General features: G+C 45.2%; 12 protein-coding genes and 2 tRNA genes. 1 reads left to right on the forward strand and 13 read right to left on the reverse strand.

The genetic code is table 11. From position 1 onward, the window contains the following. Positions 1–12 precede the first annotated feature (12 nt). Both ACUUHJ_RS17100 and edeP read right to left on the reverse strand, forming a co-directional pair. Complete coding sequence (locus ACUUHJ_RS17100) at positions 13–1,260, reverse strand: lysine 2,3-aminomutase (protein WP_041749467.1); 1,248 nt, start codon at positions 1,258–1,260, stop codon at positions 13–15. A gap of 79 nt (positions 1,261–1,339) precedes the next feature. Then, a complete protein-coding gene (edeP, locus tag ACUUHJ_RS17105; protein ID WP_472299459.1) occupies positions 1,340–5,845 on the reverse strand; it encodes an edeine non-ribosomal peptide synthetase EdeP in 4,506 nt (1,501 codons plus the stop codon). A gap of 304 nt (positions 5,846–6,149) precedes the next feature. Between edeP and edeQ the strand changes: the two genes are divergently transcribed. Further along, complete coding sequence (gene edeQ, locus ACUUHJ_RS17110) at positions 6,150–6,587, forward strand: edeine self-resistance N-acetyltransferase EdeQ (protein WP_289673184.1); 438 nt, start codon at positions 6,150–6,152, stop codon at positions 6,585–6,587. A 156-nt stretch (positions 6,588–6,743) separates the two neighbouring features. Here edeQ and ACUUHJ_RS17115 read toward each other — a convergent pair. From ACUUHJ_RS17115 to ACUUHJ_RS17165, 11 genes are all read right to left on the reverse strand, one after another. After that, positions 6,744–6,825, reverse strand: a tRNA-Leu gene (locus ACUUHJ_RS17115). A gap of 44 nt (positions 6,826–6,869) precedes the next feature. Further along, positions 6,870–6,954: transfer RNA gene (locus ACUUHJ_RS17120), tRNA-Tyr, on the reverse strand. Between the two features lie 97 nt (positions 6,955–7,051). Next, positions 7,052–7,360, reverse strand: a complete 309-nt coding sequence (locus ACUUHJ_RS17125; protein WP_289673186.1) for a hypothetical protein — start codon at positions 7,358–7,360, stop codon at positions 7,052–7,054. 66 nt (positions 7,361–7,426) lie between these two features. Further along, the gene (locus ACUUHJ_RS17130; RefSeq protein ID WP_016743536.1) at positions 7,427–7,993 is read right to left on the reverse strand and encodes a thioredoxin family protein; all 567 of its coding nucleotides are present in this window, start codon (positions 7,991–7,993) and stop codon (positions 7,427–7,429) included. A 27-nt stretch (positions 7,994–8,020) separates the two neighbouring features. Continuing rightward, positions 8,021–8,191: a YycC family protein gene (locus ACUUHJ_RS17135; protein WP_015891498.1), complete on the reverse strand. Its 171-nt coding sequence runs from the start codon at positions 8,189–8,191 to the stop codon at positions 8,021–8,023. Between the two features lie 95 nt (positions 8,192–8,286). Then, a complete protein-coding gene (locus ACUUHJ_RS17140; RefSeq protein WP_472299460.1) occupies positions 8,287–8,721 on the reverse strand; it encodes a hypothetical protein in 435 nt (144 codons plus the stop codon). Positions 8,722–9,139: 418 nt separating this feature from the next. Then, positions 9,140–9,529, reverse strand: a complete 390-nt coding sequence (locus ACUUHJ_RS17145) for a hypothetical protein (RefSeq protein ID WP_472299461.1) — start codon at positions 9,527–9,529, stop codon at positions 9,140–9,142. 145 nt (positions 9,530–9,674) lie between these two features. Further along, positions 9,675–9,872, reverse strand: a complete 198-nt coding sequence (locus ACUUHJ_RS17150; protein ID WP_016743534.1) for a hypothetical protein — start codon at positions 9,870–9,872, stop codon at positions 9,675–9,677. A 172-nt stretch (positions 9,873–10,044) separates the two neighbouring features. Further along, on the reverse strand, positions 10,045–10,578 hold the full coding sequence (locus tag ACUUHJ_RS17155; protein WP_472299462.1) for a TlpA family protein disulfide reductase: 534 nt from the start codon (positions 10,576–10,578) through the stop codon (positions 10,045–10,047). 23 nt (positions 10,579–10,601) lie between these two features. Then, positions 10,602–11,312: a cytochrome c biogenesis CcdA family protein gene (locus ACUUHJ_RS17160; protein ID WP_289673192.1), complete on the reverse strand. Its 711-nt coding sequence runs from the start codon at positions 11,310–11,312 to the stop codon at positions 10,602–10,604. A 229-nt stretch (positions 11,313–11,541) separates the two neighbouring features. Further along, positions 11,542–12,771 (reverse strand): efflux RND transporter periplasmic adaptor subunit, encoded by a 1,230-nt coding sequence (locus tag ACUUHJ_RS17165; RefSeq protein ID WP_472299463.1) that lies wholly within the window; start codon positions 12,769–12,771, stop codon positions 11,542–11,544. Positions 12,772–12,789: the final 18 nt, after the last annotated feature.

The raw sequence follows: 12,789 nt of genomic DNA on the forward strand, positions 1-12,789 counted from the left end.
CTCCTGACTCCCTTACCGAACAGCTTCACTCGGCAGGTTTTCCACGATCTCCCCATCTGCATTCACGTACGGCAAGCCATTATGTTCGAAAACATGGTCGAGGCAGTACATCTCTCCCTGTTTGTAGTCCAAAATCATCAGGTCTTCTGAACGGGTTGGGATTAATTCCTTCAACCGCTCTGGAAGATAGTCTGGTCCGACCGCTTGATGCCATTTCAAAACAATTTTTTCAGGGCGCTCGGCTGTCGGATAGAAGCCACAAATCTCTAATTTTCCAAAGTCGTGCGAAGTAAGAAGCACCCCTTTTTTCTCCAAGCCACCCAGATTGCGTTTGGACTCGGCCACATTCCGGAACGCCTCGTCCAGTGGAATGGCATACTGCTCGACTCCCCTAACTGGCATAAACACTGTCAAATAATACGAAATGATTCGATTATCCAAAAACTTGCGCTGCAAGTCGATCAATGTCTCGACAGAATCGTTCACGCCACGAATGATAGCAGGCTGTCCGCGAATCTGGACACCGACGGATAGCAGTGCTTGCGTTGCTTGGATCGAAACGTCACTGATTTCCCCAGGATGGTTGAACTGGGAAATTACACTTACCTGCTTGCCGGGTGTCTGTCTTACTTGGTCAAAAAACGCTAGCAGCTCTCCATCAAGAAAACGAGCAGGGTCATAGGCCAAAGCCTTGGTTGCAAAGCGAACGAGTCGAATACTCTTCACACTCAATAGCGTGCTGATCAGCTTGATTAAGTCAGAAGTTTTACGGAAGGAAGCAGGGTCTCCACCGGTAAAGAGGACATTATCGATGTACGGATGGGCTTCCAAATACTGCACTGCCCTTTCTGCCTTGTCCATAATATTGGTGTATCCAATATCTTCATGGCGGATTTCGTTCACTTTATAGCAGAACTGGCAGTTGGCAATACAAAAGTCGTCGATGTGAAGCAACAATGTCTTCTTGTACTTGTGTTGCAGGAATGCTGTTTCATCCTGACGGTACGACTTGTTTCCATACGGATCAAAACGGCCTTTATAGGGTTTCACTCCCGGTGGAGGAAGCACGATATTGATCATCTGGGTACGATAAGGCTCTGATTGACTTGCAATCAACTCGGCATAATAGCGAGTCACCTTAAATGGCATATAAGACTGCTCCAGCAATGCACCGCGTTCTTCCTTTTCCGCTTCTGTAAAGCCGACAATTGTTGCAAACTCCTCAAATCCCTTTTTTCCCATTAGTACCTTGACACTCAATGTAATCCCTCCAGTCATTCATTAAACACTCGTCATCTTTGCTTTCTCGGAAAACTCGGTCAAGCATGAGATTCGATTCTTAACCAAACAGCAAATCCAGCTCTTTTTGCGTCAATTCCACCTCTTCAAAATCCGATGGCGTAAATTCAGGGACCTCCTGATGGCAGCAATGATCAATGAGCTGCTCCAATTCATTGATAAACAACGTAAGTAACTTCTCTATAGTCTCCTCGCTATACTTGCGCAAGCTGTACGTAACAGAAACCTGAAGTTCTCCTTGGCGAATGAGAGCAGCCACGTCAAGCAGTGCTGTCAAATGATTACCCACTCCGGCATCAACCGCCAAGTTTCCTCCCATGAGAACCAGCTCATCACTCAGTTGATTATCCACGGATCCCAGATAATTGAATCGAACATGGGATTTTTCCACTGCCGCGAGCAGATCAGGCTTTAGCCAGCCAAACCCAAGCCCGCCCATCGGAATCTGGCGTAACTTCTCCTTTACCCCTTTTAGGTGATCGGTCCGATTGGATGGATTCGTTTCGAACAAAACAGGATACATGCTGGTAAACCATCCTACTGTTCTGGTTACGTTCATCGTGTGAATAGAAGACTCACGCCCATGTGACTCTATTACCAGCAAGAGACGCTCCCTATCAAACACATCACTCAATGTCCGAGTAAATGCTGCAACCAATAGGTCTTGGGGACCCGTATTAAACATTCGGTTGGCCGTTGTCAACAGTCGCGACGTCATCTCGGCTGAAAGTGTGCGAGTAGATGTAGCGCTGTATTCTACCAAGTCTTCGCCAAAATCGAAGTCAGTCGGTAGTTTGTCTTCCGGGATGGAAAACATGTCCCAATATGCTTTTTCTTTGCTTGCCTGAGTCGACTGATAATAGGCGGAGACTTCCTTGATCCACGCTTGCATCGAATGCGTTTTATCTGGTAAGAGAATCGGCTCATTACGTTTCAGACTGGCCAAGGCGCTCATCAAATCTTCCAGGAGAATCCTCCAGGAGACACCATCCACAACAAGATGATGGGCCGTCAGAAACAATCGCTGAGGTTGATCTGGTCCCAATTCAAAGAGACAACCGGTAAACAGTAATGATTCTTCCAACTTGAAGCTAACAGCACAATCTCTCATCGCCTCAAGCATTCTTCTCTCCTGTTCTTCTTGCGGTACGGAAGAAAGGTCGACGTAAGATACTGACACCCGACTGGTTAGGTGGCGCTCATTGTAAAAGAGCTTCCCCTCTTTTGCCGAGTAATTGAGTCGCAAACAATCGTGATGATTAACCAGTGCTAACAGACTCGCCTCAAACTCCTCCAGCGTTACTTTTTCCTTGCTTTCGAGGAGCAACGACTGGTTCCAATGATCAGCATTGCGGAACTGTTGTGACAAAAACCAAGAAACAATGGGAGATGAAGGCAACTCGCCCGTACACGGCTCTTGTGGGATCTGTTCCACTCCCCAACTCCAGTCACTTCTCGCTTTTAGTTCTGCAATCGTGTCATAAATCAAGATGTCTCTAACCGGAATCTTGATTCCCCGCTGATGCAATCGATAAGAAACCTGAATCGCTTTGATCGAGTCCCCCCCTAGTTGGGAAAACGGGTCCTGTAAACCAAATGGCGAATGACCGAGCACGTCCTCATACACTTCAACCAATAGCTTGTCAAACTCGTCACGAGGACTGGTTTCATCCTCAGCACCTTTTCGCTCCATGACAGGTTCGGGAAGCTGTTTTCGATCAACTTTGCCATTTGAGGTCAGCGGAAATTGTTCAAGCTGTACGATTTGCGAAGGGATCATATAAGCGGGCAATCGACTTGCCAGTTCTTCGCGGAGCTCTTTTTCCCGGAAAGATGTTTCCGTGATCAAATAAGCGCAAAGATACTTACGCCCCCACGTATCCATGCGATCAATCACCACTGCCTCACGAACAGAAGAATGACCAAGTAGCTGCTGTTCAATTTCACCCAACTCAATGCGGTATCCATGAATCTTCACCTGATAGTCAGCTCGCCCCAAATACTCCATGACTCCATTGGGACGATAGCGAACCAGATCGCCCGTCTTGTACATCACTTTCCCTGGCTGAAACGGATCGGGTAGGAAACGTTCTTGCGTCAATTCCTCGCGGTTAAGATACCCCCGTGCCACACTATCTCCCGAGATAAATAGCTCTCCTGTCGATCCGATTGGGATTGGCTTCCCATATGAATCCAAAATATAGAGCTGCACGTTACTAATCGGATGTCCAATCGGTACAGATCCTTCGACATCAGTCACTGGATCGTATTGATAGATCATGCATCCGACTACTGTCTCAGTAGGGCCATACTCATTGAGAATTTCGATTTGTCCGTTCCATTTCGCATGAATGGCCTCAGCCAGACTCACCTTCAAGTCCTCGCCGCCCACTATCACTCTCTTTACCGAAGTAGAAGGCAGAGCGATCTCTTGCAGCAAAAATAGATGGGCAGGTGTCAGCTTTACAACATGGGAGCGTCCGTCACTAAAGATGCGCGATAACACAAACTCTGAATCGGAGTGAGGATAAATAACCATCCGATTTCCCTTTACCAGCGGGCAGAAAATGGACGTAACCGTCAAATCAAATGCCAGTGAGGAATACAGAGCAAAGGCTTCTTCAGGACAAGAGAGATAGCGGTCTTTCGCCCACGAAATATAGTTGACTAGCCCTCGATGAGTAACCATGACTCCCTTCGGATTTCCAGTAGAGCCTGATGTATAAATGACATAGGCCAAATCATCTGGCTGATTGACCGATTCCAGGATTGCCCCATCATTTTGATACAGGGACGAATCACCGAGCTCCAGAATTGCTTTGGACCACGAAAAATTCTCTGATCGCGAAGTGTGACGAAGCAACAGGTCCGCTCTAGAATCAGAAAGCAGATATTCAATACGCTGTGAAGGGAGTTGAGGATCAATCGGAAGGTATGCCCCGCCAGCTTTTAGCACAGCCAACAGTCCGATGATCATCTCTGGCGAATGATCTGCTAGCAACGCCACAATTACGCCAGGGCCAACTCCTCGGTTTCGCAACGATTGAGCGAGTCGATTCACATGATCCTGCAGTTCCTGAAATGTCAGTGTGCGCCCCTCTGACTCCAATGCAATTCCTTTTGGCGAGCGCATTACTTGTTCTTCAAACAGTTGGACAACCGTCTTCTCGCTGGGATAGGAAGTTGCAGTCTCGTTCCATGTATTGAGCTGTAGTGCCAACTCTTCGTCAGCAAGGAAGTTCAGATTGGATAGCGGTACCTCTGGATTCGAGATCATCTGATTGAGTAGCCGCACGAGATGATCCGTTATTCGGTCAATATCTTCTTCCGTGTACTCGGCGATCTTATAATCCAATTCCAGTGTTAATTGTTCATCTGTAGCCCACTCCCTGATAATGACTTGGAGCGAATACAACTGGTGACCGTTGTAAAACTCCTCATTCGTCACGGGGTATCCGCCAAGGGTGAAGGGCAGCTGCGTGCTGTAATAATTCACACAAATCTGAAACAGGCTGTCATAGCCATGTTTCTTCAATTCCAACTCTTGAGCCAGCAAATCGTACGGATATTTCTGATGAAAAAAACAGGAAGTCAATTCCCTGTTGACATATTTAACATAATCGAGAGCATCCATTTCCATCGGAACTGCCAGACGAAAAGGCATGGTGCTAGTAAACATCCCGAATATTTTGCGTTCCACTTTGCCTGAACGGTTTAACAGCGGCGTACCGATCACGATTTCTTCTTGCCTCGTACAACGCTGAAGATAAAGACTGACGAGAGCTACAAACACGGAATTTAGCGAGCATTTCATCTGTTCCGCAAACTGGCGTATTCTTGCCGAATCTTCCTGGTTGAATGCATAGACTTTGCGCTTGCCTTCGGTTGTATCTGTTGCCTTTTGCAATGTCGTGATTACGGGCAAGCTCTGAAACTTGTCCCGCCAGTAGCGCTTGTCCTTTTCGAATCTCTCAGATTGAGCATAGGCATGCTCCCTGTCGACAAAAGCTTGATAAGCGTGTTCACTTCCTACATGAACGGTACCGCCCGCCAACAACGTGTCATAATAGTGAGCAATTTGTTCTGTCATGATTGAGATGGACCAGCCATCAGCAATCAAATGGTGCAGCTTTACAAAATACCCTGCTTCCTCGTCACTCAGTTGGATCAGACAAAAGTAGAACAGAGGCTCTTGTCCGATTGAAAACGGCTTTGTAAGCAAAGCTTGCAGGAGTTGTCTGCACCGATCAGAGGCATTCGGTTCCTGACTGAAATCAAACACCTGTAATGGCTGTGGTTCGTACTCTCCAACAAACTGAAGGACTGTCTCTTCCTCCTGATAGTTGAGTCGCAAGGTATCGTTCTTTTGAATGAACAGGTGAATGGCCGCTTCCAGTACATCCAGCTTCACCTTTCCTTGAACGCGTACCATCCCCCCTAACGTATGGATAGGAAGATGTGGATGTAATTTTTCCGTATACCAGATACGCTTTTGTGGATGACTTAAAGGATAACCGACCTTCCATTGCTTCTTATCCTGGCGCAAAGAATATCCCCCTTTCTGAATTGTGTAGTTGTAATCACAACTCAGACATGGTAAAAAATCAAATCGATTACAAATACTTCCAGTTCCAACTATATAGATGACTCTTCTGTAGTGTCAAATGAATTTTCCATAAATTGTTATTTCTGAAAATTGAGCTAATTCTATCTCTCTTTCCCTTCCTCTAGTGCTGTATAGATATAGAAAAAAATTTGTGCACTCTATTGATTTTGACTGTCTTTTCACGTAGGATAAAATGTAATATATTTACAAAAAAACAATTCCCCGGAAGGATGAATGTGATTAGATGTCTGTGACACTTCGTGAGGTAACTTTGGAAAACTGGGAAGAGTGTATTGAACTGGAACCTACTCCCGAACAGAGCGAGTTTGTTGCGCCAAACCTTTACTCCATCGCTGAATCAAAGTTTCAAACTACATTTGTTCCTTTGGCCATATACCATAATGACACGATGGTTGGCTTTGTCATGTATGGGCTTGACCCCGACGATGGTAATTACTGGATTTACAGACTTTTAATTGATGCGAAGTACCAACGACTAGGCTATGGACGTACTGCGATTTCACAAGTCATTGAGATCCTGAAAGCAAAGGAAGATTGTCAAAAAATTGTCATTGGCTATGCCCCAGCCAATGTCGCAGCCGAAAACCTTTACGCTTCACTCGGATTTCAAAAAAATGGCATGGTTTTGTTCGGCGAGACGATTGCAGAATTGAACTTTTAAGCGAGCTTTCATTACCCAAAAATGAAACAGCGGCGACCTAAGACCTGAAAATCAAGCCTTAGACTCGCCGCTGTTTGAATTGTTTCCCATATAGTAAAAAAGCACACCATCCATGTGTCTGTAGACATCATGGTTAGTGTGCATTCGTTTTTGATATGGTGCCGGTGAAGGGACTTGAACCCCCACGGTTTCCCTCACGATTTTGAGTCGCGCGCGTCTGCCATTCCGCCACACCGGCAAGTGAACTATGAATAAATTAGCACATCATCGATAGAAAATCAATGGTGGGGAGAGACGGATTCGAACCGCCGAACCCGGAGGGAGCAGATTTACAGTCTGCCGTGTTTAGCCACTTCACTATCTCCCCACAATATGTGCTGTCTATCTTCTGCTATTCTCTTCAACCAGAAGCGACATTTATTAATTTATCATGAACTTTGTTTGACGTCAACATATTATTTTGATTAACTCTCTTTTTTCGCCAAGATCTCCTGTGCCCACTCGTGAAAGACGCGCAGTGCCTCATCTACTTCTTGAAAGATTGCTTCTCCCTCACAGGAGTATTCAGGGAAGTCAAGTATACGGTTTTTGCGAATCTTCACTTGCCCTTCTTCACATTTTATCTCCAAGAAGTAGGGAACGGTTTCATCTATTCCATAACTGTTTTCTAAAAACTCGTAGGTACGTACCCACTCCAAAATTCGAACTTCCGATGCTTTTAAGCGAAGCACCTGCTCCAAGGACATAATCGTTTCATTCCCGTAGTAATACATGTTATTCAGCCCTTCTGCATGAAAATGGACGGAGCCGTGACTCCGCCCTGTTATCGATGTGATAGATTAAATCGAGGAAAGTAGCTCTCTCAGTTCTTTGACAATCACTTGCTGGTAGCCAGTTCCTTCTCCATACTGCTCGAGCATTTCAGCACGCGCTACTTTAATCTTGTCTTCATAATCCGTGGCGTTTCGGTCCGGGTTTTGTTGTTTGAATGCCGTCATGACAGCTTGGACATGCTTCGGTCGTGGTCCCCATTTTGCCAGAACATGTCCACCCGTGTCTGCGAAAATAACAACAGGGATCGCCCGACCGCCCATCGTAAGAAACTCATCCATGAGATCGAGGTGTTCTTCCATCACCATAATTTCCACTGGCATGTCTGTTTCTTTCAAGGCGTGCAAGACGACTGGCAAGTTGCGAACGACGTCGCCACACCATTCCGCAGCCAAAATCAAGCATCTGAGGTCATCGCGATGCTGGAGAGAAGCAAAAAACGCACGGTCTTGTTCATCCTCCCATGAAAATGCATCCGACCAGTTTTGGTATGTATCCTGATTTTTCGTCATGCTTTCCACAAACGCTTGTGGCTTGAGCCCCGTACGGAATTTATGTGCTACATTTGCCCCCATCTTTTCTCCTCCTTTTGTATCGCTCGCCTATTCTTGGTTTTTATTCGCTGCTTCGTTTGCTTCCTTTTCTTGATTAGCCAGCTCCATCATTTTTTGCAACAAAATATGCTGCGGCATGTGCATGAGGCGTTCCAAGGGTACCTGAAGTGCTTCCGCCAGTTTGACTGCCGTCTCCGGTGATATTTGTAATGGACGCATTTTCGCTCCTTTCCCTTGCTTTCATCAGTCCCTTCAGTATAATACACGGTTGTTAAACCTGCCAGCATACAAGCTATAAGTAGGTCTTTACATAACTAATATTCCCTTAATTTCTTAGGTAGTTGACTAAATATAAGTTCAACTAGTTCTCCAAGTGGTGCCCACTCCTCATCAGGTTCACACCACCACCGAATTTCAATTTTATTGAATCCTCTATTTACTTTTAGTATGAAAGAATGTCCATCTAGTCCCATACTATATCTTTTAGGAATAATACTAATCTTTGACTCACAAAGTATCTCTTCTATTTTTTCTGCTATACTTTGCTCAATTGGGACTTCTAACACTTCATATGGCTCCATAAATGAAAACGTAGCATACCTAATCGAATATTTTAATTTATCTTCTGATTCCTTTGTATGTCCAAGATGTAAATATATTTCATTAAAACATGATGGTGAAAATAACAGCTCAAGCATTATAGAGAAATTCGGCTTAGACAACGCTTTGTATTGCTCAGACAAAATCATAGAATTTTGCATCCTTTATATTACTCTCCCTCTCTGGCTTCTCTAGCCTTCTTCAAAACCGCATTACATGAGAGCCAGTAAAAGTGATACCTATCCAGGTCGTCGACTTAACGCTGTTCTTCACGATGCTGACTGGTAGTTTTGAAGGGGGAATCCCCCACTCCTTTTTATGGTTGCTCTTTTTCATTGCTTATTTCAATACTAGTTACCTTGTCTCCTTTTAATAGCACTCTTAACGATGGATAAAAGGCATTCCCAGATGAACTTGAACCTGAATTTACGACATATTGTGTATCTGTATCCTTCCGTTTTTCATAGGCATAAGCACTTTGAAAACTTTGCATAACATCTTTTAGTATGCTTCCAATACCAAAACCACGATCTGTTTTGATGTCAGATGGCTCGTTAACAACTATGCTTACAACCCCGCCTTTTGGATTGTCTGGTGAGGGATTGTTCCTCCTTTATTATAGAATGCAACGTCTATATTTTGCTTTTCGTAGTGCCACAATGGAAAAGGCGTAGAGTTTAACATTCCTTTACTTGTTGTCTCCCCAAGTAGTTTTCGTACGGCTTCTGCTGAATCCTCAATATGAATAACCCCTAATGAAATGTTCTCTTTAGTTAGTTCTCCTGAGCCAATTTCGCTATCGTCTTTTACAATCTTCATTTTTTTAAGGAGGTCTTCTTCAATTGTAACACTCCCATTTGAAACAGGCTGCACTTCAACATTTGAGCTGGTAGCAGGCGCGCATCCACCAAGTATTAAAAGTACTACTATACTCAAAAGTGCTTTTACTTTTGTCACATTCCCCCACTCCTAACTCCTCATAAAAACTGAAAAAAGAGCCACCCATAGGCAGCTCCAATTTGGAGACAGGCTGTAGATCCCTTCTCACTTCGAAGGGAATCTCTCTCGTGAACAGAAGATTTCGCTCATAGAAAAAGACAAGCTATTGCTTTTGCTTAGTGAGGATGCATGGTACACCAAAGCCGATCGCGCCGGGCTGGGACATCTGTTCCAGATATGCCAACCCTCTTGCACATTGCTGTTTGCATACTTGACATGTATGGGACGTTACGATTTTCAGCTGTACTTGATTGGGATGCTGTCGTGTATTCTTCTTCTTTACCTTTTTGCCCTTGGCCATCCGTTTTCCTCCCTTTGCCCTAGATCACTCCAGTCTATGAAGGAGAACACCACCGCTCTTTAGGCAAGCATACAAAATCAAGATCTTCACCTGCAAAATGGGCCTTGTCATACGTGTCACAAATAGAAAAAGCCGCCGGAGAATTCTCCCCCCAGCGACTTATGTGCCTTCCTTATGGCTTTGTGCTTAACAACTGGCGCAGTTCCAGCTCCAGTGTAGGAGCATCAACCATGCCGATGATTTTTTTTCGTATGATCCCATCCGCGTCAATCAAGTAAGTCGTTGGGAATGCCATCACCTTGTAACGGTTCGACACAGTTCCAGCGACGTCCATCGGTATCGGAAATGTCAGCTTATAGTTGGTGACGAAGGCCATGGCTGCTTCCGGGCTGTCATTGCTCGTGACGTTCACACCATACAGATCAACCTGTCCGCCGTATTTTTCATAGACTTTTTGTAAATCAGGCGCTTCCAGCTTGCATGGTCCACACCAGGAAGCCCAAAAATTCAAGACCAATGGTTTCGCCCTTTTGCCTTCTACCTTGTACGTCTGCTGATCCAATCCTGTCAGTGTAAAATGAGGAGCCGCAAAGCCAACTTCTGGTTTTTGAACCTCTGCTACGGTTGCGGCTGTTTCTTGAGGCTTTTCCCAAACAGCAAGTCCGACCCCCAATAATACGATCACCGCGAGCAACAGCTTTTTCATTTTGTCACCTCTGCCCTACTGAGTTAGAATCCCGTAAAGCCTCCGTACATTTGAATGAGAACGCGTGTAATATCCGTCAGTTTATCTGTATACAGAAGAATACCGAACAAAATCATAATGGCTCCTCCGATTTTCATAAACAGGTCGGAATATTTCACAATCGCTTTCACCTTACTGATGAAGAATGTCATGACAAAAAACGGAATGGCGAAACCAAGTGTATACGCCAATGTGTAAGCCAAGGCGCTTGAAGGATTGGATACACCCATGACGATAATGCCAGAAAGAATGGGTCCCACACAAGGTGTCCAGCCAGCTGCATACGTCATTCCCACCAGTATGGACCCAGTATACCCCAATGGCCTCGATTTTAAATCGATTTTAAAAGAACGCATCATCCAATCCATTTTAAACACGCCAAGCATAACAAAGCCAATAACAGCAAGCAAAATACCGCCCAATTGACGAATCAAATCCTGCTGGTCGGTGAACAAGCTTCCGATCCAAGAGGTAGACAGTCCCAGCGCAACGAAAATGATCGAAAACCCGACAATGAAGAAAAAGGTATGCAAGAAGGCTTCCTTGCGAAAAACCGCTCTCCCTTTCTTTACCTCATCAATCGTTACTCCAGTTATGTAAGACAAAAAGGACGGATAAAGCGGCAGGCAGCAAGGAGAAATAAACGAGAGAAAACCTGCTGCAAATGCCACAAACACACTAATATCGCCAGTCATATGTACCTCCGCTGGGTATTTTATCCACTATCTTCTCATTGTATCGAATCTTTGCCCCCTTCAAAAGTAGCAATGACACTTTGTCTTAAATCCGTGACAATTTTCTTTTCATATTGAGATAGCTAAAGACAGCTCATGATTCGCTCTGTATCCATAATATGGTCGAGTAGTTCCATTGTACACAAAAAAGAGACGGATGTACTCCGTCCCTTTCTTGCTACTCTTTTTCCTACTGAATCGTAACTTTTCCGCCATCTTGGAGCAATGTTTGCCCTTTTACCACGATCTTATCGCCGGCAGACAAGCCTGTCAAAATTTCGATCTGATCACTGGAGGATTTGCCTGTAGTGACCTCGACTTGTTTGGCAATGTCACCTTCCAGCTTGAATACATACTGTTTGCCATCGCGATCAAAAACGGCACCGCGCGTTACCACGATCGATTTTGCTCCGCTTTCCCCAACCGATGGAAAGGTCACATTCACAACCATATCGGACTTCAGCTCATTGGATGGGTTCGGAATCGTAATCTCCACTGGGTATGCCTTGAGCTGCGAATCCATGACTGGACTCATCGCCGTTACTTTGGCATCAATCGTTTTTCCTGTCGATTGTACGTTTACTTTTACGGTTGTTCCTACTTTTACTTTTGTGATATCAGCTTCTGACAGATTTGCTTTTACCAGAAGAGGGTTCGTGTTAACGACAACCACAACCGGCTGCTGACCTGCCATTTGACCAACTGCACCGTTTACGCTGGAAATATATCCGTTGATCGGAGACGTCACAGTCGCATTCGCCAATTGCTCACGAGCATTTTGCAGACTTACTTGTGCTTGCTGTACAGATGCTTCAGAAACTTGCACGCTCGTTTTTTGCCCAGCTGATTGTAAAGTCTGCTGTGCGTTATCATAAGAAGTCTGTGCAGTTGTCAGTTGGGAGTTGGCCTGTTCCATCTGCTGTGCGGAAATCGCTCCTTGTGAAAAGAGCTGTTGCATCCGCTGCTGGTTTACTTTTGCATCCTGAAGGGCAGTTTCTGCCTGCTTCAAGCTATTTTTTGCTTGCACCAAGCCTTGATCTGAACTGCTACCTGCCTGGTTTAAGCTGGCTTTTGATACATTGTAGGCTGCTTCTGCTTGCTTGACACCGTTCACCAGATCTTTTTCATCGAGCTTGAACAATACTTGACCTTTTGTCACGTATTGCCCCAGTTTCACTGGCAGGGAAGAAATTTTCCCGCCCATTTTCGGGGAAACTTGCACTTCCTCACTCGGCGCCAGCTTTGCCGTGAGACCAGAATCTGATACTACTGAGCCTGTAGCGACGGTTTCAATCTGTACAGGGGTTGCGGCGGCTTCCACCGTTTCCGTAGGCGGCGTTTCCGCTTGCGGGCTGGAGCACCCTGCCACTAGAGTGATGGCCAGCAATGCCAAAATGACGGGTTTTTTACTTCGTTTCATGTATGTCCCTCCTCTTCC

It is taken from the genome of Brevibacillus schisleri (assembly GCF_055685845.1).